Origin of the sequence: Streptomyces sp. NPDC101165, assembly GCF_044768135.1 — a bacterium.
In the GTDB taxonomy this organism is placed as follows: Bacteria; Actinomycetota; Actinomycetes; order Streptomycetales; family Streptomycetaceae; genus Streptomyces.
Genome location: NZ_JBIWPG010000025.1, coordinates 132,850 through 157,423, shown reverse-complemented (window position 1 = coordinate 157,423; position 24,574 = coordinate 132,850). Strand labels below are relative to the sequence as shown.

Annotated in this window: 26 protein-coding genes; 9 read left to right on the top strand and 17 right to left on the bottom strand. The window is 68.4% G+C overall.

Translation table 11 applies throughout. The features are described from left to right. Positions 1–248: 248 nt before the first annotated feature. The 4 genes from ACIRVH_RS39410 to ACIRVH_RS39395 all read right to left on the bottom strand — a co-directional run bounded on the left by ACIRVH_RS39410 (position 249) and on the right by ACIRVH_RS39395 (position 3,016). Positions 249–470, bottom strand: a complete 222-nt coding sequence (locus ACIRVH_RS39410) for a helix-turn-helix domain-containing protein (RefSeq protein ID WP_403964195.1) — start codon at positions 468–470, stop codon at positions 249–251. Then, positions 470–961: a DUF2975 domain-containing protein gene (locus ACIRVH_RS39405; RefSeq protein ID WP_403964193.1), complete on the bottom strand. Its 492-nt coding sequence runs from the start codon at positions 959–961 to the stop codon at positions 470–472. The genes ACIRVH_RS39410 and ACIRVH_RS39405 overlap by 1 nt, the downstream gene beginning before the upstream one ends. 184 nt (positions 962–1,145) lie before the next feature. Next, positions 1,146–2,270 (bottom strand): S8 family peptidase, encoded by a 1,125-nt coding sequence (locus ACIRVH_RS39400; RefSeq protein ID WP_403964191.1) that lies wholly within the window; start codon positions 2,268–2,270, stop codon positions 1,146–1,148. 161 nt (positions 2,271–2,431) lie between these two features. Further along, positions 2,432–3,016 carry a TetR/AcrR family transcriptional regulator gene (locus tag ACIRVH_RS39395; RefSeq protein ID WP_403964189.1) on the bottom strand — a complete coding sequence of 195 codons (585 nt, stop codon included), beginning with the start codon at positions 3,014–3,016 and terminating at the stop codon, positions 2,432–2,434. A gap of 137 nt (positions 3,017–3,153) precedes the next feature. Here ACIRVH_RS39395 and ACIRVH_RS39390 point away from each other — a divergent pair, with 137 nt between their 5' ends. Then, the gene (locus tag ACIRVH_RS39390; protein WP_403964187.1) at positions 3,154–4,041 is read left to right on the top strand and encodes a class I SAM-dependent methyltransferase; all 888 of its coding nucleotides are present in this window, start codon (positions 3,154–3,156) and stop codon (positions 4,039–4,041) included. 83 nt (positions 4,042–4,124) lie between these two features. Here the strand turns inward: ACIRVH_RS39390 and ACIRVH_RS39385 are convergent, their stop codons facing one another. The 4 genes from ACIRVH_RS39385 to ACIRVH_RS39370 form a co-directional block, all read right to left on the bottom strand. After that, positions 4,125–5,009 (bottom strand): thermonuclease family protein, encoded by an 885-nt coding sequence (locus tag ACIRVH_RS39385; protein WP_403964185.1) that lies wholly within the window; start codon positions 5,007–5,009, stop codon positions 4,125–4,127. 231 nt (positions 5,010–5,240) lie between these two features. Next, the gene (locus tag ACIRVH_RS39380) at positions 5,241–5,915 is read right to left on the bottom strand and encodes an HAD family hydrolase (RefSeq protein WP_403964183.1); all 675 of its coding nucleotides are present in this window, start codon (positions 5,913–5,915) and stop codon (positions 5,241–5,243) included. Between the two features lie 1,012 nt (positions 5,916–6,927). Continuing rightward, entirely contained in the window at positions 6,928–7,320 is a 393-nt protein-coding gene (locus tag ACIRVH_RS39375; RefSeq protein ID WP_403964181.1) for an ArsR/SmtB family transcription factor, read from the bottom strand. A 195-nt stretch (positions 7,321–7,515) separates the two neighbouring features. Next, entirely contained in the window at positions 7,516–7,890 is a 375-nt protein-coding gene (locus tag ACIRVH_RS39370; protein ID WP_403964179.1) for a hypothetical protein, read from the bottom strand. Between the two features lie 564 nt (positions 7,891–8,454). On the opposite strand from ACIRVH_RS39370, the gene ACIRVH_RS39365 reads away from it, so the two are divergent. Further along, complete coding sequence (locus tag ACIRVH_RS39365) at positions 8,455–8,994, top strand: MepB family protein (RefSeq protein WP_403964177.1); 540 nt, start codon at positions 8,455–8,457, stop codon at positions 8,992–8,994. Between the two features lie 465 nt (positions 8,995–9,459). On the opposite strand, the gene ACIRVH_RS39360 is transcribed toward ACIRVH_RS39365, so the two are convergent. The 3 genes from ACIRVH_RS39360 to ACIRVH_RS39350 form a co-directional block, all read right to left on the bottom strand. After that, positions 9,460–9,705, bottom strand: a complete 246-nt coding sequence (locus ACIRVH_RS39360) for a hypothetical protein (RefSeq protein WP_403964175.1) — start codon at positions 9,703–9,705, stop codon at positions 9,460–9,462. Positions 9,706–10,083: 378 nt separating this feature from the next. Beyond that, on the bottom strand, positions 10,084–10,479 hold the full coding sequence (locus ACIRVH_RS39355; protein WP_403964173.1) for a hypothetical protein: 396 nt from the start codon (positions 10,477–10,479) through the stop codon (positions 10,084–10,086). Between the two features lie 90 nt (positions 10,480–10,569). Then, positions 10,570–11,259, bottom strand: coding sequence for an ANTAR domain-containing protein (locus ACIRVH_RS39350; protein WP_403964171.1), 690 nt, complete (start codon positions 11,257–11,259; stop codon positions 10,570–10,572). Between the two features lie 275 nt (positions 11,260–11,534). On the opposite strand from ACIRVH_RS39350, the gene ACIRVH_RS39345 reads away from it, so the two are divergent. Next, the gene (locus ACIRVH_RS39345) at positions 11,535–11,867 is read left to right on the top strand and encodes a helix-turn-helix transcriptional regulator (RefSeq protein WP_403964169.1); all 333 of its coding nucleotides are present in this window, start codon (positions 11,535–11,537) and stop codon (positions 11,865–11,867) included. A 155-nt stretch (positions 11,868–12,022) separates the two neighbouring features. On the opposite strand, the gene ACIRVH_RS39340 is transcribed toward ACIRVH_RS39345, so the two are convergent. Continuing rightward, positions 12,023–12,220 (bottom strand): hypothetical protein, encoded by a 198-nt coding sequence (locus ACIRVH_RS39340; RefSeq protein ID WP_403964167.1) that lies wholly within the window; start codon positions 12,218–12,220, stop codon positions 12,023–12,025. 273 nt (positions 12,221–12,493) lie between these two features. On the opposite strand from ACIRVH_RS39340, the gene ACIRVH_RS39335 reads away from it, so the two are divergent. From ACIRVH_RS39335 to ACIRVH_RS39325, 3 genes are all read left to right on the top strand, one after another. Continuing rightward, positions 12,494–14,020 (top strand): MFS transporter, encoded by a 1,527-nt coding sequence (locus ACIRVH_RS39335; protein ID WP_403964206.1) that lies wholly within the window; start codon positions 12,494–12,496, stop codon positions 14,018–14,020. A 481-nt stretch (positions 14,021–14,501) separates the two neighbouring features. Next, a complete protein-coding gene (locus ACIRVH_RS39330; protein WP_403964165.1) occupies positions 14,502–15,626 on the top strand; it encodes an FAD-dependent oxidoreductase in 1,125 nt (374 codons plus the stop codon). Positions 15,627–15,739: 113 nt separating this feature from the next. Then, positions 15,740–17,251: an FAD-dependent monooxygenase gene (locus ACIRVH_RS39325; RefSeq protein ID WP_403964163.1), complete on the top strand. Its 1,512-nt coding sequence runs from the start codon at positions 15,740–15,742 to the stop codon at positions 17,249–17,251. A 175-nt stretch (positions 17,252–17,426) separates the two neighbouring features. Here ACIRVH_RS39325 and ACIRVH_RS39320 read toward each other — a convergent pair whose 3' ends face one another. Further along, complete coding sequence (locus ACIRVH_RS39320; RefSeq protein ID WP_403964161.1) at positions 17,427–17,894, bottom strand: nuclear transport factor 2 family protein; 468 nt, start codon at positions 17,892–17,894, stop codon at positions 17,427–17,429. Positions 17,895–18,018: 124 nt separating this feature from the next. On the opposite strand from ACIRVH_RS39320, the gene ACIRVH_RS39315 reads away from it, so the two are divergent. Further along, positions 18,019–18,603, top strand: a complete 585-nt coding sequence (locus tag ACIRVH_RS39315) for a TetR/AcrR family transcriptional regulator (protein WP_403964159.1) — start codon at positions 18,019–18,021, stop codon at positions 18,601–18,603. A gap of 54 nt (positions 18,604–18,657) precedes the next feature. Here the strand turns inward: ACIRVH_RS39315 and ACIRVH_RS39310 are convergent, their stop codons facing one another. Together ACIRVH_RS39310 and ACIRVH_RS39305 are read right to left on the bottom strand one after the other, a co-directional pair. After that, on the bottom strand, positions 18,658–19,818 hold the full coding sequence (locus ACIRVH_RS39310; protein ID WP_403964157.1) for an alpha-hydroxy-acid oxidizing protein: 1,161 nt from the start codon (positions 19,816–19,818) through the stop codon (positions 18,658–18,660). A gap of 92 nt (positions 19,819–19,910) precedes the next feature. Further along, on the bottom strand, positions 19,911–20,486 hold the full coding sequence (locus ACIRVH_RS39305; RefSeq protein ID WP_403964155.1) for a transcriptional regulator: 576 nt from the start codon (positions 20,484–20,486) through the stop codon (positions 19,911–19,913). 569 nt (positions 20,487–21,055) lie between these two features. On the opposite strand from ACIRVH_RS39305, the gene ACIRVH_RS39300 reads away from it, so the two are divergent. Then, positions 21,056–21,220, top strand: coding sequence for a hypothetical protein (locus ACIRVH_RS39300; RefSeq protein ID WP_403964154.1), 165 nt, complete (start codon positions 21,056–21,058; stop codon positions 21,218–21,220). Between the two features lie 366 nt (positions 21,221–21,586). Here ACIRVH_RS39300 and ACIRVH_RS39295 read toward each other — a convergent pair whose 3' ends face one another. Continuing rightward, positions 21,587–22,066, bottom strand: a complete 480-nt coding sequence (locus tag ACIRVH_RS39295) for a cupin domain-containing protein (RefSeq protein ID WP_403964152.1) — start codon at positions 22,064–22,066, stop codon at positions 21,587–21,589. Between the two features lie 105 nt (positions 22,067–22,171). Here ACIRVH_RS39295 and ACIRVH_RS39290 point away from each other — a divergent pair, with 105 nt between their 5' ends. Next, complete coding sequence (locus ACIRVH_RS39290; RefSeq protein ID WP_403964150.1) at positions 22,172–22,828, top strand: TetR/AcrR family transcriptional regulator; 657 nt, start codon at positions 22,172–22,174, stop codon at positions 22,826–22,828. A gap of 149 nt (positions 22,829–22,977) precedes the next feature. Here the strand turns inward: ACIRVH_RS39290 and ACIRVH_RS39285 are convergent, their stop codons facing one another. Then, positions 22,978–24,450, bottom strand: a complete 1,473-nt coding sequence (locus ACIRVH_RS39285) for an FG-GAP and VCBS repeat-containing protein (RefSeq protein WP_403964148.1) — start codon at positions 24,448–24,450, stop codon at positions 22,978–22,980. Positions 24,451–24,574 lie beyond the last annotated feature (124 nt).

Here is a 24,574-nt window from a genome sequence, read left to right as displayed (position 1 = left end):
ACGCCAACACCAAGCCCGCATCAGCCACTACAAACGACGCGGCCACAGCCCCTGAAAACTAGCCAGCAATCAGAACAAGCACCGTTGCAGTACTAGGGCGTGCCGTATGCCGCGCAGACATCGTGGGTCGGGCACCTCGGACAGCCGCTCCAACAGGCCTGGGATCTCCTCGGGTACCACCCCCCAGGGTGCTCGCGGAGCTGGTCAAAGACGGGCGGGATCGGCGATGACGCGTCGGCAGGTACGGTTCATTCGCCCGCGACGTCCTCGGCCTGCCAGCGCAGCAGGTCGCCCGGCTGGCACTTGAGCACCTCGCAGAGCGCGGCGAGCGTCGCGAAGCGCACCGCCTTGGCGCGGCCGTTCTTGAGTACCGCCAGGTTGGCGGGCGTGATCCCTACGCGGTCCGCGAGCTCACCCACGGACATCTTGCGCCTGGCCAGCATCACGTCGATGTCGACGGCGATCGGCATCAGATCACCTCGTCCAACTCGGCCTGCATCTGCGCCGCTTCGACGTCGCGTGCCACGGCCTGGGCGAGCAGCATCCGCAGCACGAGCACGATGAGTGCGACCCCCAGGATGGCCACGCCGACCCCGCCCATGATGACGGTGACGCCCGGGTCGTCCCGCTGGCCCGGCGCATTGATGGCCGTGACCGCGAACCACACGAGGGATGCCGCCACGATTGCGCCGATGATCCCGTCCACGTACCGGAAGGCGGCGTGGGAGAACACGGTTCCGCGTCGCACCATCGTCACCAGCCGCCATACGCAGACCAGGGCGACCTGAGCCGACACCATGCCCAGGATCGTGATCACGCGCAACGGGGTCAGCGGGAGCGACCCGTCCTCCGGGTCCCTCCCGCTGACCAACGCCCACACCATCCCTGCCTGCACGAACACGGTGCCGGCGAACACCACCACGAGCACGGCGCGCAGCGCACGCACTGTCAGCTTTCCCATCGCCCAACCTTCCAACGAGTTACGATGGAAATCTATCGAGTTTCGATAGGTGGAGCAAGGGTCGGGACGGAGGGTGGGGGCGGTTTCCCACTGTGACGGGACGCCGTCCCCCCTCTCTCCCAGGGCATGGCATGCACGCGAACCGCCTTGATCTTGAAGCCTGGGACCGGGGCTCCGGGGCGGGTCAGAGGCCGCCGGTGTTGAGCAGCCGGTTGGGAGTGTCGGAGCGGACGCCGCGCAGGACACCGCGGGTGGCCGCGTGGTCGAGCCAGACGTGGACCTCGTTGGCTGTGGCGTGGGGGTGTGCCGACAGGTACAGCGCGATCACGCCGGTCGCATGCGGCGCGGCCCAGGACGTAGCGCCGTCGGTCTCCGTGGTCGTACCGCCGCCGGCGAGTGCGGCGGTCACCTTCTGGCCGGGGGCGTACAGGTCCACGCAGCGTCCGTAGCCCGATCCGTAGGAGTCGGTGTCGCTCCACGGGCGGTCGGTTGAGGTGGAGGCCGCCACGACGATCGTGCCGGGGACGCCGGCCGGGGAGTGCTTGCAGGCGTCGTCATGGAAGTTTCCGGCCGACACCACGGTCGGGATCCCCGCGTCGACCATCTTCTTCACGGCGGACTCCACGGCCGCCGACCGGTGGTCGAAGTTGAGCGACATGTTCACCACCGCAGGCTTCTGCGCGTGCGCGGTGACCCACTTGACCGACTTCACCACGGCCGCCTCGGCCGCCGCCGGGGAGCCACCACCTTCGCTCTCGCACAGGACGCCCTGGACCCGTACGAGCTCCGCCTTGGGCGCCACACCGTACTTCGCCCCGCCGATGATGCCCGCGACGAACGTGCCGTGGCCCAGCCCTGCCTCGCTGAAGCAGTCACCGGAGTCCTTCAGGCCCACGAAGTCGGCGCCGAGGTGGGCGCGGCCGCCGAACTCCTTGTGGGCGATGTCCATCCCGGTGTCGATCACGTAGACGTGCACGCCCTTGCCCGTGGCGGTGGTGGTGAGCTTCCCGTTCAGCGGCCGCGACCGCTGGTCCAGGATGTCCAGGTTCCACGGCACGTGCCGGGTGATGGGAGCGGCGCCGGCCTGCGCGACCCCGGACAACTTCCCCACGGTGCCGGGAGACGTCGGCGCCGAGCCGGACGGCGCCCCGTCCCCGGAGAGCGCCGCGGACTCCCCCTTCACGTGCGCGGGGAGTTTCCCGCCATTCCCCCCGGCCGCCGCACCGGCTTCCCCGCCGCAGGCCGAGGCCCCGAGCACCGTCGCCATGGCCACCACCAGGAGACCGGCCTTCCTCACGTTCCGCGTCACAACGCCCCCCACATCCCTGCTTCGTACACAATCAGCGCACAAGACGACCACAGGAAGCTGGCGGTTCCAGCGGGGCGTTCGGGTGGGTCGATGCACGCGCTCGACGGAAGCCTGTCCGGACGCGCCCGGGCCGGGACCCGATGCCGGCACCCGGCGACTGGCTAGCTGCCCACCAACACGGCCACCAGGCGCGTGATGGCGGATCCGGGGTCAGGCGTGCCGGGCCAACTCGTCATCAGTAGGTGGTGGGCGGCGCCGACGATGGCGAGCGCCACGATGCTCGGGTCGACGGTCTCCGCCACCCGGCCGAGCTTCTGTTCGACCTCCAGATAGCCGGTGATGGCCATCTGGATCGCGTCGAAGCCGGGCTCTCCGCCCTCCAGGGCCTCCCGGATGCGCAGCGCGGCGCCGGGTCGGGCCATGGCGAGCCCCGATATGGCCGGGCCGCCGGAGTCGAACAGGGCGAGGGCGACGGTATCGAGATTCTGTGCCACCGTGTGCTGCCCCGCGACTTCCGACAGCGCCCGGGCCTTCGCGGCGGTCCGCGTGAACCGGTCGAGGCAGAGCTCGGCCACGAACTCGTCCATCCCCGCGAAGTGCGCGTGGAGCAGCCCCTTGGCGCAACCTGCCTCGGTGGTGACGGCCCTGCTGGTGAGGGCGCCGGAGCCGTGTCTCTCCACGACGCGCTCGGCGGCTGCGAACAGCTGCTCGCGCACATCCGGCGTCGCCACTCCGCGCGGTGACATGGGCCTCTCTTCCGTTCTGCTTCCGCCGCCCGCAAAGCGTGCAACTTCGTTGATGGTAGCGGACATTGCAGGTTTGGGCAGCTGCCCATATTGTTTGGGCGCACGCCCATTCTCTGTCGTCCACCGCAGGAGGAACCGTGTCAGACGTCGTCAACACGGAGCAGGCACAGGCATGGAACGGCCCCGAAGGAAGCCATTGGGCCCGCAACCAAGATCGCTGGAACGCCGTGAACGAGGGCTTCAACGAGCCGCTGCTCGACGCTGCCGCGATCACCGCAGACCATCGGGTCCTGGACCTTGGCTGCGGCTCCGGGCAAACCACACGCCTCGCCGCACTCAGGGCGCCCCGAGGATGCGCGTTGGGCCTTGACCTGTCCGGCCCCATGTTGGCCGAGGCGCGGGTCCGCACGCAGCGGGAGGGCATCGTCAACGCTTCCTTCGCACAAGGTGACGCGCAGGTCCACCCCTTCGAGGCGGGCGCATTCGACGCGGTGATCAGCCGCTACGGGGTGATGTTCTTCGCCGACCCCGTAGCCGCCTTCGCCAATGTCGGCCGGGCACTGAGGCCCGGCGGTCGCCTGGCGTTCGTCTGCCCGGCGGATGCCGCACTCAACGGCTGGGTGGCTGCGATGGCCTCGCTGCGCGACATCCTCCCGGTCGGCGACTTCGGGCGGTCGGGACTGCCCGGCATGTTCTCCCTCGCCGAACCGGGCCGCATCCGCGATGTCCTCACCGCAGCCGGCTTCACCGGCATCGCCGTCAGCCAGGCACAGGCGGACGGGGTGTGGGGACACGGGGCCGAGGACGCGGCGGAGTTCCTGCTCGGCACGGGCCCCGGCCGCCACCTGATGGAACAGACCGACCCGCCTGCACGGACCCGTGCACGCCACGTCCTGACGGACCATCTGCGGGCCCACGAGGCGGCGGACGGCATCGTTCGGCTACGGAGCACCTCGTGGCTCGTCACGGCAGACCGCCCGACCGCCCCCCCTCGGACAGGCCCTAGGACATCCCGGAACCACTGAGCGTCCCGGCAGGCCAGGCCCCGACGTCACCGAGACGGGCGGGCGCCGGCCCGCCGGGGCCGTCGGCCCCGGCGGGTTCTCGCTCACTTCTCCTTGAAGACGATCTCCCTGGCCGGGCGGGTCATCTTCACGGTGTTGTCGGCGGTGACCTCGACGATGTGGTGCAGACCTGTGTGGAGCGTCTCAGAGTCCGGGAGGAGGCGGTACTCGTCGTCCGTGGCCCCGGCCAGGAAGGCGCGGAAGCAGGCCAGTGACGAGTCGGCACCCATGAAGTCCAGGTAGTCCTTCAGGCGGCGGAACAACTTCGGCAGGATCACCGCGCCGGTCGTGTCGTCCGTCAGCGAGGTCATGCCGGTGACCTTCGCCCCGTCGAGGGTCTTGTCGACCTTCCACACGCCCTTCGCGGACGCCCTCGCCTTCTCCGAGGCGTCGGTGAGGAGCTCGCGCAGGTACACGGGCAGGCTCGAGTAGAAGGTCGGGTAGGCCAAACCGAGCAGGAGCAGGTGGTGGTTGGCGGTCCGCTTCAACAGGTCGTCGTCCACGTCGACCCAGTAGCCGCTGTACACGGGCGGGGTGCCCTTGCCGACGAAGGCCACGCAGCGGCCGAAGGTGTCGGCGCCCCGGGTGAGGATCCAGCCGGGCACGCTGTCCGGCGTGGTGGCGACGGTCTCGTCGTCGGCCCGGAGGACGGTGTCGAAGCCGAGGAACTTCAGCAGCGCGTCCGCGGCCTCGTGGGCGAGGCCCCGCGGCTGGTGCTCCACACGCTGCTTCTCGCCGTAGTGGGTCTCCAGGGCGTCGATTCCTTCGAGGCGGATGCTCGCACGGCCGTCGGCCTTGGGCACGATCTGCCCTTCCCCGGGCACGAGCTTCCAGTCGGCCACGTTGTCCGGGATGAACGGGAGGGTGTCGCCGTCCGGTTTGGCTCCCCCCTCAACCTTGAACTTTCCTCTGATCAGCAGCATGGACATGACGACTCGACTCCCCTCATGGCATCACCATCAGTGTTCGAACACTACGCAGAGTACACATGCGGGCGATCGTCGAGGTCATTCCGCACCGGTCAGGCCGGGTGGCGTCCGCAGCAGGGCCACACGGCCGGGGGCACCGTCCGTAAAGGCAGCCAGAACCCGACCCAGGCGTGCAGCCGGCTGCCGCCGTCAACTCGCCGATGAGTCTGCCCGGCATTCGAAGAAGGCAGGTCAGCAGGCAATGTCATGCCCCAGTCCCCTGGCCCACTCCTGCAATTCGGGCTCGGCCAGGCTGGTGCCCAGCCAGTCGTGGTCGAGGTCGACTCCTGGAAGGGACGGTACGACCGCGACGTAGAGCCCGGCAGCACGCGCCGAGGCGATGCCTGTGGCCGAGTCCTCGAAGGCGACAGCACGCTTCGGGGCTGCACCGAGTGTTTCGCATGCCGTGCGGTAGAGCTCCGGTGCGGGTTTGGGGGAACGCACCTCGTCAGCGGCGAACGAGTGGGTGAAGCAGTCGGCGAGGCCGGCCGACCACAGCGCCGCGTCCAGCAGTTCCCGTGGACTGTTGCTGGCTACGGCGATGGGCACGGCTGCACGGCAGGCGCGCACCAGTTCTGTCGCACCGGGGAGGGCTGTGGCGCCCCGGGAAAGTTCCTTACGGACTCCTTCGAGGAGGTCGGCGGCGAGTTCGGCCCCGGCGCCGGGGCATCCGAGGTATTGGGCCATGGCTTCTCCAGCAGCCTCCACGGTTCGGCCGATGACGAGGGCCTTCTGTTCGGGACCGAAGGGATGGCCGTGCGCCGCGAAGATGGCCGTTTCCGCAACGGTCCAGCATGCTTCGGTGTTGACCAGCAAGCCGTCGCAGTCGAAGACCACGGCCTCGGTGCTGGTGGGGAGCGCATACATACAGATGTCCTTTCGCTTCTCAGATGCGGGGTTGCCCGTGCGGCGACCGTGGGGGGTCTTGCGGTGCGCCCGACAGCTGCCTCACTGCCCGAGCGCGAGCCGGATGCCGAAGGCGACGACCACCGCGCCGGTGATGCGGTCGAGGTGGCGGCGGCCCGAAAGGCCGTTGCATACGGTTCCGGAGCACGTACGCGAATGCGGTCAGCGCGCCGGACCAGACCGACGACCAAGAGGATGTGCCCACCGGCCAGGAGTACGCCTAGACCGACGCGCGAGGCGCCCGGGAGGGTGAACTACGGGAGCACGACAACGCAATAAGCGCCCATCGTCGGGTTGAGAGGCTTGGCCGTGATCCCTTGGCGCCAGCCGCCGAGCAGGGTATTGCCAGCGCCTCTCCCGGCCTCGGTTTCGGTCACGATCCGAGTGCCGGTCGTGTCCCCAACGACACCAGATATGCAACTCCGCTCCAACGAACGCTGTCGTATCCGAGGTGAGATGCCGTCAGAAGTGCGCCGACACCGGTGATCATGACCGGTCACCCTAGGCCGAAGAGCAGGGAATTTCCATGATTCTGCCCGAAATCGGGCAGAGGCGGCGGCATTCAGCTTGGTCTTGCGCATCAGACTGCGCAGGTGGCGTACTCGGGGATACGCCATCAAGCGATGACGTCAGCCCGTCAGCTTGGGATCCTTCGGCACGAGGGCGGCTACGCTCGTTGGCCCGCTGGTCGCGGCGCTCGGGAATTGCGTGCCGCGCCCTCGGTCGTGAAAAACGGCAAGGACATCGCCCTCGACAGCAGCGGCAAGAAGTCCGTGACGGTCACTTACACCGTCTCGAGGCAGAGCGGCATCGCTCTCACCGAGGCACTTCCGTGGCCGGGCCCCGACAGTTCGAGCACCGACGGCATCACCGGATCCCTGGGCACGGACGACGATCCCGACTGCACGGAGTCGGCGAGCACGTTACGCGGCGCCGTCACGCCTGTCGTCATGTGCAACTTCTCCGGTCGGATTTACACCGCTCCTTGTGCAGATCTTGCTGCGGCGCTGACTGCCTCTGTTGCCTGTGGCGGGGCGATGTCGGTCTGCTGAAGTTCCGCCAGGAGCTGGTTCCGCCCGGCCAGAAGCTCAGTCAGGATGCGGCGGGCCGAGCGCAGGAGTTCGGCTACATCGCCGCCGGCGAGTTCGTACTTGACGGTGGATCCCTCTCGCGTGGACACGACGATGCCTGCACGGCGCAGGACCCCTAGCTGCTGCGAGAGACTCGAAGGCTCGATCTCGATATCGGCGAGCAAGTCCCGCACCGGGACCGGGCCGTGCTGCAGCAGTTCCAGGACCCTGATGCGCGCTGGGTGCCCGAGCATGCGGAAGAACTCTGCTTTGGCTTGGTAAAGAGGGACCTGCATAGCGCTCTTCCTGCCTGTCGAGGTGGCTTCTCGTATCGCGGTGACGCCTTGAGGACGCCACCGCGATACGTGTCGTGCCTGCTCATTCTTCTCGGTCCGGGGGCCCGTCGTTCATGAGTTGTCATCCTCTCCATGTGATGGCTTGAAGAAGTTTTCAATTCATGGGCGCGCGTCAGCCCGGACCTTTGGGACGGCCTAGACCTCGAGTTGCTCTTCGATCCGCTTGAGCTGATGGCGGGCCATGGCCAGGTTCGAGCGGGCCTTGTCCATGACGAGATAGACGAACAGGCCGTTGCCGCTGCGGCCGGTCACCAGCCGGATGAGGTGGTACTGCCCGTCCAGCGTGATCAGGATGTCCTCGATCTGGGCCCCAAGGCCCAGATGCTCCATCGTGCGTACCTTGGCGCGGATCACGTCCGTGTTCCCGGCCGCGGCGACCGTCAGGTCCAGGTCCCTGCCCCCGCCCAAGGTGCCGAGGGCCATGCCGCTGGTGTAGTCGACGACAGCCGCCCCCAGCGCCCCCTCGATCCCGGTCATCATTTCCTTCAGGGCCACTTCCACACTCGCCATCGGCGCATCCCCTTGGTTGTCGGTTGCGGCGGGCTCCAATTCCTCACCCGCCCGCAACCGCACCGTAGGCGCGCCGGCCCGGCGGGCGACAAGCCTTCCCGGAAGCGATCCAAGATGATCGGACTGCCGTCTAATGTGATTGCCTGATGAGCAGAATTGATGAGCTGTCCGAAGTTCGGGGAAGCCGGAGGAGGGGCGAAGTCGACTACTGCCGTGCAATTGCAGCTGGGCAGTGAAACCATCGACAAGAACCTGTGCAGAACGGCTCGCCGGGCTCTCCACTCGGCAGAGCAGCTGGTCGACCGCGCAGGGATAGTCCCGCATGAGGAGCCCACCTGCTTGCCCCACAGATCGGCCGGCATGACGTCCCGTACGGAGCGGCACGGGCCGATCGTCGGGTCGTGGCCGCAGCAGATGCCACTGCGACGGTTGCCGATGGTGTGCCTCGTGTCTTGCGCCTGGTGCATCGCCCTGGCTGTCCGCCACCGACGACCACGACCTGCAGAGTCTCTGCCGATCTGTTCGGCGGGACGCCGTTACGGATGAGGGTGGCAGGATGGCGGCATGGTGACGAATCAGCCGTGGGCCGGGCTTCACGGTGATCTGCAAACGGCAAAGGCGCTGGTGTACGACGCCAGTGGTTTCGCTTGCTCTCTGCCGGTGCCCGAACCGGAGAGCGCCGAGTACGCTGCCTGCGCGTTCACACTCGATGGCGGCTCGATCCGGTTTCGCGTGGCCAAGACCACCCCGACGAAGGTCGGCCAGTTCGTCACCGTGTGGCAGCGGTCCGAGGAAGGGCCGATCCGGCCCTTCGACACTGACGACAACGTGGACCTCTTCGTCATCAGCAGCCGCCACGAGGACGGCTTCGGACAGTTCGTGTTCCCTGGCGAGGTGCTGTGCGAGCGCGGCATCGTCTCCCGTGACGGATCCGGCGGGAGGCGCGGCTTCCGCGTGTACCCGCCGTGGGTGACCACGACCAGCCGACAGGCCCGGACCACTCAGGCATGGCAGGTGAACTACTTCCTCCAGCTCCGCCAGGACGAACCTGCCGACCTGACGCGCGCCCACGCCCTGTACCACCCGCTCCCGCATCAGCTGTAGGGGCGGACAGACGTCGTACGTCCCTGAGCGCGGGGCCACGACGCGCCGCGGTGCTGCCCGAGTCGTCGCGCGGAGCGCCGCTGTAGAGGTTGAAGGCGGTCCGGCTGAAAGATTGTTGTATGTGGGTTCAGCGAGTGATCGAACTGAGCGGGTGGAAGCCGCTCGGGATATCCGTCGACTGGGCGGCGATCGGGGGAGAGCTGGGGGTCCCGCTGCCGACGGACTACATGCCGATTTCCAGCCGTTCGGGGTGGCGCGGTACGCGCTCGATCCGACCTTCGAACCCGGCTCCAGCGACCATATTTGACAGTGCGTTGCATCCGGAGCCGAGTGCGGGCCTGCCGCACGAGCATGGCCTTCTGCATGGGGGGGCAGGCCGCCCGCCGCCTCATGGGCTTCACGGTTGAGGTCACGGCCCTTGCGACGGCGTCCTCGGCATCCCGTACGAAGGCCGGCACTCGCACCTCACGGTGTCCACGACGTCCCCCGCCAATCCTCCGGCCCGCCTCCGTGCCACTCGATCACCGGCGACTCAGCGACATCCAGCTCGTCCACGCCCTTGAGACCAGCACGCTGCAAGAACGCCGCCAGATCGTGCAGGCTGAACGCCGTGCCGAGAGTCTCGCTGTCGACCTGAACACGCCGGCCACCGCGTTCGGACGGCGGGAACACGATCACGTGGTGCTCTGCAATGACCCAACCCTCATCCATCTCCGACTCACCCCACAGCCCGCACCCGGAGACCGTCTGTCGGCGCCGGTGGGCGAACGATCACGGGTGCGGGCACGAGACCAGCCTCGCCCCGGACCAGCGCGGCCGCACGTCCCATTACGCCACCTCAGGTCCCCCTGCGCGGTCACCGGATCAAGCAACAGCAGAGGCAACGCATCTCGCAACGTCGCCGCGCTGGTGGATCGAGGGCACCCGGCGGCCGGGACAGCTCACCGGGCGGCGTCGTAGGGCCGTGGTGTCGCGCAGCGGGGCGCGGCGAGCGACGATCCTCCGTCAGCGACGGCTGTGGCAACCGAGGACTACCGCGGCGGCAACACGGCTGTGGTGGAAACGAGCAGGTCGGCACCCTGCCGCTGCTCATGCTTCTTCCACGCTCCGATCATCAGCACTCGCTCCGACGCCCAGGCACCAGCGCGCCGCGGCCTCAAGTTGCAGCAGGTTCAGCCCGGTCTCCCTGACCAGCTGATCATTGCTCAGTCCCATGCGGCGCTGCTGCATCGCCAGATCGATCTTCGCCACCCACAGCTCCTCTGTGACGAAGGGCCGCTCGTCATACTGCCGCTGGAGCTCGGCCAGGTGATCCGCGCAGCAGGCCGTCACCATGCGGATGCCGTCCTGCTGAGGGTCGACCGGGTGAGCGAACGATGAGTCCTTCACCTGCCCGTTCACGGCCCGGCCAGGGGCGATGGACGCCCGGCAAAGCTCGCAGAACGCAGCAGGCGCAAGCTCCTCACCTCCGGGGCCGTTGTCCATCACTGACTCCTCCGGCGGGTTCGTGGACAAGCTGCAGTCCGGCAGCCCCGGGGCCGACGGGCTGCGCAAGCTGAACGCCTCTCTCCCTGCCTATGCCTCGTCCGGCGACGACGCTGCTTGGCCACCTTCACCGTGCTCCTGGACAGACTGCTGGCTCGGCATCCCATCGGAACCTGCACGGCCGGTGCGAAGGGAGGCCACAGCCGCGCCCACCTCCTGCCGGACCGCGTCGGACATCGGCCGGCCCCGAACCGCAGTCACCAGTTGCTCAGCGACCATGACGAGTTCGGTGTCCGTGGTGTGCGAGACCGCGACCAGCACCTGCCAGGCGTCCTCGGCGCTGAGGCTGTACGTGGCCATCAGTACTCCAATGGCCTGATCGATGATGGGGCGCGTTTGCATGGCCCGACGAAGCTGCACGACCTCGGCGCGCAGGTCACCGTCACGGAATGGGGCATCCTCCGCAGATGCTGCATCCGGCAGGCCGGGGGCGTATGCCGGATGGCGAGAAGCTCGCTGCTGAAGCGTGAACAGTGGCCAGGTGCCCGTGACGCCCAGCAGGCGCTGTACCAGGGGGCTGGCAGCCTGGACAGTCACCGTCTTGCCCGCTGCCAGGGCGCGGTGCCGTGCGGCCAGGAAGCAGCTCAAGCCGGAGCAGTCGCAGAACGCTGTCCCACTCAGGTCGAGATCCACACCGTAGGTGCTCCGCATGACGGCGTCCTGCAGCGCCGCCTCGAGTGCCGCTTTCACGCTGATGTCGATCTCGCCGCGGATCGTCACACGGAGGCGCCCCCCCGCAGGACGACACGTCGATCAGGAGATCCTGCGGTGCTGCACCGGCCACGGCGGAGCAGCTCCTAACTGGTGATCTGCTCACCATCTCCGCCCCCCTGGCCTGCTGCCGGGGAAGCTTCAGCTCCCACATGGCCGCCTCCTGTGCCGGCGCCCACTGTCTCCGATTTCAGGTTCGACTCGCCGACCATAGCCTGTCAAGGAATACGGGAAATAAATTTCACCCTTTTGGATGCGTGAAAGGTACGTCCTACCCTGGATCCATGGGAGAAGTGCCTGAGCCACACACCGGGTGGACGTTCCTCACCAACCACGCCCGGGTCCTCGCTGCGATCGCGAGCAACAGTCGGCCCCGTGTCCGCGACATAGCTGCGCACTGCCGACTCACGGAACGCGCGGTCCAGAAGATCATTTCCGACCTGGAGGCGGACGGTTACCTCACCCATAACCGCGAAGGCCGGTCCAACGTCTACCACATCCAGCCGGGAACCATCCTGCGCCACCCGGCCGAGGCGGCTCTGACCGTGGCGGATCTGCTCTCCCTTCTGGTCCAGCACGACGCCAAGCACACCGAGGGGTCCGGAGAGACCGGTTGACAGCCCGCCTCAGGTGAGCGACCGAGGCCGCTCCGGCGGCCTCTCCTCGCCGGCGAAGGCGACCGGGCTTGGCACCGGAGGAGATCCGCGGGCCCTTGGACGTCCGGGAGCAGGGCTTCCCAGCTCTCGGGCCTGAGAATGTGCGCAACCCGGCCTCAGGCTTGGTCCGGCTGCTGATCCGGCGGCACGCCGCCGCCCTCTCCTCCGCCCTTGTCGCCCTTGTCGGTGCCGTGGTCGTGCCCGACCTTCCGCTCGGCCGCCTCGGTCTGCCGCGCCTTGAGGTCGGCGATGTCTTGCGGTGTGGGGCCGCCCTTGCGGCTGCGTCGCTGCTGGGGTCGCTGCGGGTTGGACATCTGTAACCCCGCTCCTGTCGGCCTTTGCTCAGATCCTGTCTGCCTTTGCTCAGAGCACCGAGTTCCCCATGGCAGCCGCCCGACGCACGCGGCAACACACACTCCCGGACGGCACGACGAGTACCCTCAGCGGCCGCCTCCGTATGCAAGCCGTCCCCTGCCCTGGCCCCGGGGATGGCCGTCACCATGAGTCCGACATGTCACATTTGCCTAAGAATCAGCGATAAGCGGTAATCGGAGATGCAGAGGCCGCACGAGCGATTCCTGCGGCTGATCGTGAGAGAGGCGGCAGTTGTGGCATCAGTCGACGGTGAGACCGTCGTCGAACACGAATGGCAGGCGCGAAGACGCCACCGAAGCCTGTTCCGCGCGGTCTACCGCCGGACGCATCCACGCCTGCGCCGCAGCGACATCACCGTGACCGACGAGCGTCTGGTCAAGCGCGCGGTGAAAGCGGCGGCGCTCGGAAACGCCTTGGAGTGGTTCGACTTCGGGATCTACAGCTATCTCGCGGTCACGATCGGTAACGTCTTCTTCCCTGCGGGTGCCCCGACCACACGCCTGCTCGCCTCGTTCGCGGCCTTCGCCATCGCGTTCCTCGTGCGCCCGCTCGGCGGAATGTTCTTCGGGCCGCTCGGTGACCGCATCGGACGCAGGACGGTGCTGGCCACAACGATGATCATGATGGCTCTTGGCACGTTCTGCATCGGGCTCATCCCCAGTCACGCGGCCATCGGCAACTGGGCACCCGCCCTGCTGGTCTTCTTCCGGCTGATCCAGGGGTTCTCCACCGGTGGCGAGTACGGGGGTGCGGCCACCTTCATGGCCGAGTACGCCCCGGACCGGCGGCGTGGCTTCTTCTGCAGCTTCCTGGAGCTGGGAACCCTCGCCGGCTATGTCGGCGCAGCCACGCTGGTGACCGTCATGAACGCCCTGCTCAGCACGGGGAGCATGAACGACTGGGGCTGGCGGATCCCGTTCCTCGTCGCCGGGCCTCTCGGCCTCATCGGTGTGTATCTGCGGCTGAGGCTGGACGAGACCCCTGCCTATCTGAAACTGGAGGCCCAGCACACCGCCCCCATCTCGTTCGAGCACGGCAATCCGGACGCACGCCCCGGCAAGGAGTTCCGGCGGATCTTCGCCGAGCACTGGCAGGCGCTGCTGCTGTGCTTCGGCCTGGTCGCGGCGTACAACATCACCGACTACATGCTGCTGTCGTACATGCCGACCTATCTGACCACCACACTCGGTTACGAGGAAACTCACGGCCTGGTGATCCTGCTGGTGACTATGGTGCTCCTGATGGCCGCCATCACCTTCGTCGGCCGGCTCAACGACCGGCTCGGCCGTAAGCCCCTGCTCATGGCCGGAATGGCGGGCTTCTTCTTCCTCTCGCTCCCTGCCTTCCTGCTGCTGCGGCAGGGGAGCATCGCAGCCGTGGCCGTGGGCATGCTGATGCTCGGCTTCTCTCTGGTGTGCCTGCTGGGCACCATGTCCGCGGCGCTGCCCGCGCTCTTCCCCACCGAGGCCCGGTACGGCGGGCTGGCCATCGGCTACAACCTGGCGACCTCCCTCTTCGGTGGCACCACCCCCCTGGTCGTCACCGGCCTGATCAGCGCGACCGGCACGGATCTGATGCCCGCTTACTACGCGATGGCCGCCGCGCTGGTCGGCCTGGTGTGCGTGTATCTGATGAAGGAGACGGCGCAGCGCCCCCTCGACGGCTCGCCGCCCGCGGTGGCGACCGAGGAGGAGGCGCAGGAACTCATCAACGCGCGCTTCCCGGCATCCCCTTACTGACCGACAGCCCCGCCGTCCGGCCGCCGCTGAAGCACGGCTGTCGAGCAGCGCCATGGCCGCGCTCTCGTCGCACCCCTCACCACCGGACGACTCCGGCGATCCCCTCTCAGGCCAAGCCGCGCGATGCCAGTTCCTCATCGGCTGCCGTGCCGCATCCTCGATCGCCCAGAGGACTGACTCTGCGGTCGTCCGGCCGCTTGCGCGCACAGAACGACACGGGCAGGAACGGCGGGTCAACTCCCCTTCCGATCGCCGCGGATTCGCAGGGCGGCCAGCTGACCGCGCACCGGGATGACGGCCTGTAGCGGCCCCATGAGGTCGAGCCGCCCAAGTCCTGCGCCGGTTCGGGGTGATGACCTGGCCCGCACGTATCGGAGGCCTGTCGGTCCGATGTCGGCGGCTTGTCGGCGGGGTCCGGCACCTTTCCATCAGATCCTGCCGGGTGCCCGTCCGGCAGGCGTCCGACAGGCAAGGAGTCACCATGAACAATGACGTCACGATAATCGGCGCCGGACTCGGCGGTCTCACGCTCGCCCGCGTCCTGCACGTCTACGGAATACCGGCCACGGTCTACGAGGCGGAGCCCTCCCCAGCTGCGCGTTCGCAGGGCGGCATGCTCGACATCCACGACTACAACGGACAACTCGCCCTCGAAGCAGCAGACTTGATGGACGCGTTCCGTGGCCTGATCCTGGAGGGCCGCCAGGCAATGCGGGTCCTCGCCCCGGACGGGACCGTCCTGTTCGACAAAGCTGACGACGGCACGGGGGGACGGCCCGAGGTGCAACGCGGCGAGCTGCGACAGATCCTGCTCGACTCACTCCCGGTCGGCACCGTCCAGTGGGGGCACAAGGTCAGCAGCACCCGTAGCCTCAGCCAGGGGCGCCACGAGGTGACGTTCGCCGACGGCAGCACCGTCGTCACCAGCCTGCTGGTCGGCGCGGACGGCGCGTGGTCCCGGGTCCGGCCGCTGCTCTCCACCGCCACACCCGGGTACATCGGCAAGTCGGTCGTCGAGACCTACCTGTTCGACGCCGACATCCGGCACCCAGTCGCCGCACAAACGGTCGGCGGCGGGTCGATGATTGCACCCACGCCGAGCAGGGAGATCTTCGCTCACCGGGAACGGGACGCCACTCTGCACGCCTACGTGGGGCTGTCCGAGCCGCAGGACTGGTTCGCCGCCATCGATTTCGCCGATGCCGCCGTGGCCACCGCGCGGATCGCGCAGGAGTTCGACGGCTGGGCGCCGGGGCTCACCGCGCTGATCACCGACGGCGACATCGCGCCGGTCCTGCGCCCCCTCTACGCTCTGCCGACCGGGCACCGCTGGGACCGGGTGCCCGGGGTGACCCTGCTCGGCGACGCCGCCCACCTCGCGGCCCCGAACGGCGAAGGCGCCAACCTGGCCATGCTCGACGGTGCCGAACTCGGCAAGGCCCTCGCCGCACACCCCGACGACATCGAGGCGGCGCTGACCGAATACGAGCAGGCCATGTTCCCCCGCAGCGCCGCAGCCGCCGCCGAAGGCGCCCAGCTCGACGACCTCCTCTTCGGCGACGACGCACCCCACCGCCTGATCACCATGTTCGAGCAGGGCCAGTGAGCCGCTCAAGGCCCGCACCGCTGTCGGCTGCTCATCGGTGAGGTTTGGCAACTTCAAGAGATTCCGGCGGTTCCCCACTCGACCGATACATCCGTTTCAGGAAGGTGATCTTCATGCATGACGTAGTGATCGTGGGCGCTGGCCCGGTTGGCCTGTTCCTGGCCTGCGAGCTTGGCCTCGCAAACTGCTCCGTCCTGGTGCTTGAGCAGGAGCCGGGGCTCCACTCCCCGCGGCGGGCGCTCCCTCTCGGGCTGCGGGGCCTGTCCGCCGCATCGGTCGAGACGTTCTACCGCCGCGGGATGCTGGAGCAGTTGCTGTCGGCGTCGGGCGTCGACGACTATCCCGACGCGTCGGACGAGCCGGCGCCCCCTCGTCAGGTGGGCCACTTCGCCGGCATGGTGCTCGATCCGGCCGACGTCGACGTCGCCGCCCTGCCGTTCCGGCTTCCCAGCCCGGCAACGGAGGGCGTGCTGACACACCTCGACGCGGTCGAGCAGGTGCTGTCCGAGCGGGCAGCCAAGCTGGGCGTGGAGATCAGGCGCGGTGTCAGGGTCTCAGGCGTCACGCGGAACGAGGAGAACGTGGTCGCGCACGCCGGCGAGCACGAGTACGCGGCGCGCTGGCTCGTCGGCTGCGATGGCGGACGCAGCGCGGTCCGCAGGCTCGCGGGCTTCGACTTCGTCGGCACCGAGCCGCAGTTCACCGGCTACACCATGCTCGCCACCGTCGCTGATCCCGAGAAGCTGCGCCCTGGGTTCAATCTGACGCCGACGGGCGTGTACCTGCAGATGCCCATGCAAGGACATGTCGCCATGATGGAGTTCGACGCGGGCGCGTTCGATCGCTCGCAGTCGCCGAGTCGCGAACACCTCGAGGCGGTTCTGCGCCGCGTGTCCGGCACCGATGTGACGCTGAGCGATGTCCATCTCGCCTCGACCTATACCGATCGGGCGATGCAGACGACGACGTACCGGCAGGGACGCGTCCTGCTCGCGGGCGACGCCGCCCACATTCACTCTCCCCTTGGAGGGCAGGGCCTCAACGTCGGCATCGGCGACGCCCTGAACCTGGGCTGGAAGCTCGCGGCGACCGTGCGCGGGGATGCGCCGGAGGGGCTTCTCGACACCTACACCCGTGAGCGTCATCCGATCGGCGCCTGGGTGCTCGACTGGACACGCGCCCAAGTGGCGACCATGCAGCCGAACCAGCACGGCCAGGCGGTTCAAGCGCTGATTCGCGACCTGATCGGGACCCGTGACGGAACGACCTACGTGTTCGAGAAGTTGTCCGGATCGTCGGTCCGCTACGACCTCGGCAACGAGCAGCCGCTCGTCGGCCGCAACGCCCCGGAACTTCGTCTTCAGGACGGCACCCGCCTGGGCGACCTGATGCAGGAAGGACGAGGCGTCGCCCTCGATCTCACCACCGACCGCCGTCTGCACGACTCGGTGAAGGGCTGGGACGAGCGGATCCGCTACATAGCCGGGCCGGCCCGCGACGACCTCGGACTTGGTGCCGTGCTTGTCCGACCTGACGGCATCGTCGCCTGGGCAGGCGACAGCGCCTTTGATCGTGAAGCGTTCGAGCGGGTCGCCGGCCACTGGTTCGGCAGTCCGGCGATCTGAGCAGCTACCCCGTTCCCTTGGAGCCAGGAGAGGGGCCCGGTGCCACCCGCTCGGGATTCGACGCGGGTGGCGATCGGTATCCGCGGTGCTCTCAAGCGGCTGTCTACCGGGCCGCCTTCTTGACACCGAGTCAGCGGAAGAGCGGCAGCGCGCCGGACGCTCGTTTTCCTCGGTCTCAGGGGGCGCAGAGGCGGGTCTCGGTCCAGTCGACCAGCAGTCGGCGCTCGGCGAAGAACCAGTCGCCGTGCTGCTTGACGAACTGATCGAGATAGCGGATGGACGCGATCATGACCGTGCGTTCGGCATCCGTGCCGAACGAGATGTGGTGCGCCAGGCAGTAGGTCTCGCCGCTGGCCCGGTCCCCGTCGAGGAACACGGTGCTCTGGCCGTTGAAGTGAGTAGTGGCCTTGTAGGTGTTGAGGTTGTCGAACACCGGCGCGAGGGCGTCGCGTCCGTGCAGTTCTTGAGTTGGTCGGGCGGCGGTGGCGTCCATGTAGACCAGGAAGCGGCTGTCCTCGGTGAACAGGGACATCTGTCCCTTGGCGTCCCTGCGGTCCGCGCAGTGCGCGTAGGCGTCGATCAGCGAGCGGATGGCCAGCTGGTCGGCGGCTTCCTGGGGTGAGAGGGCGGTCTGGGAGGACATGTCGACTCCCGTCGTAAACTGTTTTACATATGTATAAGACCATTGGTCGCGGATGTCCCGCAACCGGGCCGAAGGGGACGGAGGGCTCTCTGTGAGTTCTGCGAGCCAAAGGACCGATCCCCGCGTGACTCGGACGGTCGCTGCCTTGCAGCGGGCCGTGGTGGAGCTCGCCTCGCAGCGACCGGCTTCCCGGATCACCGTCGCCGAGCTGGCCGAGCACGCCGGGGTCACCCGGGCGACCTTCTACAACCGTTACAGCACCCCCCTCGATCCGCTGGTCGAGGCGCTCTACGCAGACCTGGAGACCGGCCACCGGCTGGAGGACCAGCGCCGCGCCGCTGGATACCCGGGCCCGGAGCTGCTGCGGTTGGCCGTTGCGCAGGTGGTCGATCACGTGGAGCGGTTCGCAGGCGTCTACCGACACGCCCTCGACGACCCGGCGGACCGCGGCGTCTACGACGCGCTGGTGCGCCACTTCGACGACTACGCCCGCACCCACCTCGCCCGTGCCACCGGCATCCCCGGCGCCGACCACCAGGTGATGGCCCAGTTCCTCGCCAACGGCTTCGCCGGAGCGATCAAGGCCTGGCTCCGCAGTCCGTCGGTCACCAAGGACGACCTGGTGCTCGCCGCCGTGACATGCGCCCCGACCTGGTGGGCGGCCGCAGAACTTCCTCCGCCGATGTCAGTTGACCGAGGACGTCCCTGATCGAGGCGAGCCTTCGGTGTGCGGGTACGCGAAGGTGCAGACGCCGGCGGCGTATCAGGTGAGGCGGCGGAGGGTGTCGGGGGTGAGGTCGGCGAGGGTGGGGTAGCCGTCGACGGCCATGAGCAGGTCGGCCTCGGCCAGGAGGGAACGCAGGACGTGGACGACGCCGTCGGTGCCGGCCAGTGTCAGTCCGTAGAGGTAGGGGCGGCCGATGCCCACGGCGGCGGCGCCCAGGGCGAGGGCCTTGACGACGTCCGCTCCGGTGCGGACGCCGGAGTCGAACAGAACGGGCAGGCCCTCGGCGGCCTCGACCACCTCCGGCAGAGCATTGAGCGCGGGAAGGCCGCCGTTGGCCTGCCGGCCGCCGTGGTTGGAGCAGTAGATGCCGTCGACGCCGCCGTCCTTGGCACGACGGACGTCGTCGGGGTGGCAGATGCCCTTGAGGATCAGCGGGAGGCCGGTGACGGACCGCAGCCAGGGCAGGTCGTCCCAGGTGAGGGGGTTGCCGAAGGTCGTCGCCCAGTGCATCACCGCCGCGGCCGGGTCGTCTTCCGGCGCTTTCGCGAGCCGGGAGCGGAAGACCGGGTCGCTGGTGTAGTTGGCCAGGCAGTGGCCGCGCAGCTGTGGGAAGTTGCTCGCGGCCAGGTCACGGGGCCGCCAGCCGGTGATCCAGGTGTCGAGGGTGACCACGATGGCCTGGAAGCCCGCGGCCTCGGCCCGGTGGACCAGGCTCTCGGCCAGCTCTCGGTCGGTGGGGGTGTAGAGCTGGAAGAAGCCCGGGGTGTCGCCGAACTCGGCCGCGACCTGCTCCATCGGATCTACGGTCAGGGTGGAGGCGATCATCGGGACGCCGGTGCGGGCGGCGGCGCGGGCCGTGGCGAGGTCACCGTGGCCGTCCTGGGCACACAGACCGACCACGCCGACCGGGGCCATGAACAACGGCGTGGGCAGCCGCATCCCGAAGAGGTCGACGGACAGGTCGCGCTGGGTGGGGCTGACCATCATGCGTGGGACAAGGCCCCACTGCTCGAACGCGCTGACGTTGGCCCGCTGGGTGAACTCGTTGCCCGCCCCTCCGGCCACGTAGGAGCGCACCGCGGGCGGCATCGCCGCCTCCGCCAGAGGCTGCAGTTCGTCGCATGTCATGGGCAGCCCCGGCACCACGCCCCGCAGCCCGTCCAGGTAGATCTCGTCCTGGTAGTCGGCGAAAGCCACGCTCAGGCCCTCCTTCACGGCACGCCCGCCGGGTGCGGGCCTTTGCAGTCCACCGTGGGAGGGAGGCGTGCGAAAGCCGCCGAACGCAGGAATCAGGCGGCGAAGCCGATGTTGGTGACGTACTCGTACTGGCCCCACTCGGAGCCGAGGTCCACCACCGCGTCGCTGATCCAGGCGTCGTCCAGGGCCCCTTCGTCATCGTTGGTCCACGCCTCGACGATGCGGTCCCAGTGACGGACGTTGAGCGTGCGGTAGGTCACCACACGCTGGCGGGGCCGGTCGACCTGGGACTGGTTGAGCGGGTGGAACTCGACACGGGTTCCACGGCCTTCACGGTTGAGGCGCGTGAGCAGGTAGCGGGCGACGTTGCGCCGGCGCACCGTTCGATAGGCCGTCTCGATGCGCTCGAGGTTCTTCTTGGACGGGCTGCGCCTGCCGTCCAGCCACGCCTTGAGCGTGCGATCGGTGACGGCCAGTCCGACCTCACGGGCCGCCCGGCGGGCGTGCTCGGTGCGAGTGAGGTAGTGCAGGCGCGCGAGCAGGCCACGCCGTGCCGTGATCGGGGTGGCGATGAAGCCGGCGAGCGCATCGAGCTGGCGAGCCACGGCCTCATGTCCCCTGATGCCGCGAGCACCGTACTTGCCGAACTCGATATTCCTCTCCGGCACCTCGTCCCCTCAGCCTGCTCGTAATTGACGAAGCTTCAAGCGCTCGCTGCTCTCGGTTCGTCAAGAATACCGGACGCTGAGGTGCGAAAATGCAGCGTCAGGATTTCTGAAGCCCGGCGGTAGGTCCAACAGAATTGCACCGCCCGTTGGCACGCTGCCCTCCGTTTTGAATCGGCACCGCCACTCGCTCGCCCTGTGCGCGGGCATTGAAGGGACGGTCCCGCACCACGCCGGGACCTGGGCCAGGAAAGCTCTCTAGTGCTTGGCACGGGCTCGCGCAGCCTCAGCGGTACGGCGTGCCTCGTGTGCAGCGCGATCTGTCCGGGCGGCTCGGTTGCGGGCGTTGTCGAGTTCGTTTCGCATCCGGCGTCGTAGCTCCACCGTGGCGTGGAGTTGCTGGGCCAGTTCGGTCGCGCGTTCTTCGAGTTCACGCAGTGCGGCTTCGGTCCGCTCGATCTCGCCTGCGCCTGGTCGTGATCTTCTGCGGCAAAGCCGACGGGTGGGGCGAGGGCCTTGACAAGCCTGCCGGCAGCCCATTTCTTCGCTGCCGTCGGACTCGCCAGAGCCGCATGCAGGGTCTGATCGACCTTGCGCTGCGCGGCCTCTCCGATGGGATGTCCGGCCTCGGTTGCCAGCGTGCGGGCGTGCTCGGCGAGAGCGTCGACGAGGGTGCCCTGCTGCCTGCTGAGACGTCCAAGCTGACTACGGGCGGGTTTCTGGTGAGCTTCGCGTAGGCCTTGGCCCAGGCGGTGCAGGCAATCACCGGCAATTGATCGGCGACCCGGTCACCTGCCGGGCCGACGCGCCGCAAGAGCTGGTGGCCGCCTTCCGCAGCCTGCCGCGCCGACGCCTGGTCGCCCTGGGACCAGCCGGATCAGGCAAAACCACCCTCACGGTGCTCCTCACCCTCGCCTTGCTACGCGACCGTGGCCCGAACGATCCGATACCGGTGCTGCTCTCGCTGGCCTCGTTCGACCCGTCCCGCGAGAGCGTGCGGGCATGGCTGCGGCGCCAGATCGCCGCCGACTACACCGAGGGCCTCAAGGTGAGGGCGCCTTGGCATCTCCCTCTGGTCCGCACGTCGATCCAGGTGAAGCTGCCTAGTCCAAGGCCATCGTGCCCCGGGTGTAGCGCATGCCGTACTTTTCGCCGATCACGTTGACCTTCTCCAGGTCCATTGCACCGCTGGCATTCCTCACGGCGGGTCCGGCCCCGAAGAGATCCTCCATGAACTGGTCCCAGCCGCCCGGTGTGGAGATCTGCAGGACTCGCGCCGGGGGCTGGGATGCGTTGCGCATGGCGTGCGGGACTCCGTGAGGCAGTAGCGCGCACATGCCGGGCGTCAGCCGGTAGGTCGTCCCCTGGAAGTCGATCTCCATCTCCCCTTCCAGCACGTAGACGCACTCGTCCATCAACTCGTGCACATGGGACGGGATATCAACGTCCAAGCGGTTCTCCAGGACGGCGAGTCGGCCTTCGCTGTCAGTGGTGGCGACCTTGACGCCGAAGCCGGGCGGCAGCGGGACCCGCGTGTGCCGGGTCTCTCCGGGCTGCAGCAGGACAAAACGGTCTGCGGACATGAGTGATCCCTCCCTGTCGACCTCAGGATGCCGATTGGCACCTCTCACCATACGCCCGAACCGGAGAAAAATCTCCGGTTACTTGAAGCCGCTTACGATCGCCGCATGACCACTGAGCCGCCCCTGCGCGCCGACGCCCAGCGCAACCGCGAGAGAATCCTCGCCGCCGCTCGCGAACTGTTTCGAGAGCAGGGAACCGCGGTGGCCCTTGACGACATCGCGCGCCGCGCCGGCGTGGGTGCAGGCACCCTGTATCGCCGGTTCCCTGACCGCGACGCACTGATCCGGCAGGTCATCATCGACGGCTTCGAAATCTGCTTGGCGGCAGTAGAGGCGGCACGTCTGGAGTCGGCCGATCCGGCGGTGGCGCTGGACAGGCTGTTCCGGCGTGTGGTGGAACAACGGGAACGCCTTGTGCTCCCACTGATCGGCGGACCGGTCGTACATGATCAGCGGGTACAGGAACTCCAATTCGCCATCCGCAACAACGTCGAGGAACTCCTTGCGGCCGGTCAGGCCGCCGGCGTCGTGCGCGATGACGTCACCGCAGAGGACCTGATCACCGCGGCTGCCATGGCCTGTCGCCCCATGCCGCACCTACCTGGTGAAGTGAGCGCAGCTCTCGCCGTTCGGCACGTGGCGGTCTACCTGCACGGACTGCGCCCCGAAGGCGCAGCACCCCTGCCCGCGGCCGCACCCACCCCCGAAGGCATCGGTCGGTACGTCGCCATGGACCAACGTGACTCGAAAGAAGCGCCCTAGGTGCCAGTGACAGACAATGCCGGGACGGCCGGACCCAGAAGCCGCGTCGCCGCGTACGTGGTCCGGCATCCCGCCGCGCCCCAACTGCTGGTGTTCGACCACTGGAGGAAGCGGCCCAGGTAACCGGAGGACCTGCGGAACGACCGGACCTACGGAATCACCAGCCCCGGCCCGTTGTCCCCACCCAGGTTCCTTCCGAACTGCGCTCCTGCCGGCGGCGCCCCCAGATCCACCGGGTTCTCCGCGAAGGCCTTCGAAGCCGTCAGACCGGAAGTCGTGCCGCGCAGCAGCCACACCGCGCCGCCGTTCGCAATCCTGCCCAGGTCCTCCCCCGGCGCGCCCACGGCCAGGTCCGCCTTCCCGTCCCCCGTCACGTCCAGCAGCCGTACCGCGCCGCCGAACAGGTCGCCCTTCTCCACGCTCCCCGGCACACCCGGTGTGTTCTGGTGGAATGCCTGCGCACCCGTGCCGGTGAGCCCACCCCTACCACCCTTGAGCAGCACCACCGAGCCGGCCTTCGCCACCGAGCCGATCGCCTCGCCCGGGTCGCCCACGGCCAAGTCCGCGTATCCGTCGCCGTTCACATCGCCCGCGCTCAGCCGGGCCCCGAACTGGTCGCCCTTCTCACTCACGCCGGGCACGCCTGCGGTCTCCTGCGTGATCGTCTTCGTACGGGTCGTGCTGGGGCCGGCCGCCGAGCCGTAGTAGATCTTGATCGTGCCCGGGTCGTCCTCCAGATAGGTCTCGCCGTTCGGGAAGACTCTGGTGGCGAGGTCGGCGTAGCCGTCCTTGTCGAAGTCGCCGACGGCGGTGGTGTTCGCGGAGGGCAGCCGTTGCGGGACGGTGGACAGACCCTGTCGTGTGCCGAGCCACAGCTTGCCGCCCTCGGCGTGGTCCTCGTAGACGTAGAAGGTGGCGAGGTCGTCGATGCCGTCGCCGTTGAAGTCGCCTGCCGCGGTGGAGCAGATCGTGTTGTCGGTGCTGAACGCGGTCAGTTGCTGCTCGCGCACTGGTGACCCGGTCCGGCCGAACGGGCCGTAGAGCACTGCGCGGAAGTCGAAGTCCTCGGCGTTGCGCATGAACAGGTCCGTGTGTCCGTCGCCGTCGAAGTCCCCGGCGGTGATGTCCTCGCCGACGAACGCGTTCGCAGGTGCGGGGACGCGGACCGCGCCCGTGCCGGAGATGCCCGTTCCGCTGCCCCAGAGGATGATCACGGAACCGCTGATGTTGTTCGCCGGCTGGTGCTCGTTCGTCACCACGGCCAGGTCGGTCAGGCCGTCGCCGTCCAGATCGCGGGGGATCAGCTCGTAGCCGAAGCCGTGGTTGTCGCCGGAGGTGCCGGGCACGCCCGGGGTGTCCTGGGTGATGATCGTGGTACGTGCCGGGCCGAGGCCGTTCGTCGAGCCGTAGCTGATCGCGACGTAGCCCGCCCAGGAATGGCCGCCCACCGTGGCGGCGGGGGCGGCGACGGCGACGTCCTGGTAGCCGTCGCCGTTGAAGTCCTCGCGCACGGTGGTGGCGCGCTCCTCGGCGAAGGCCGTGTCCCCGGCGAGCGGCACGGTGAACGCCCCGATCAGCGCGGCGGCTGCGGCGGTGGTGACGGCCGGTCTGCGGATGCCCACGGTTCCTCCTTGAAGCGCGAGCGGCGGCGAGGCGCGAGCGCACGCGGGTGAGATTCGACTGCGAGACAAGCAGGAACGGTCGATGGTTGTGCGGTGAACGGCGCGTGAACGCCTCGTACGATGC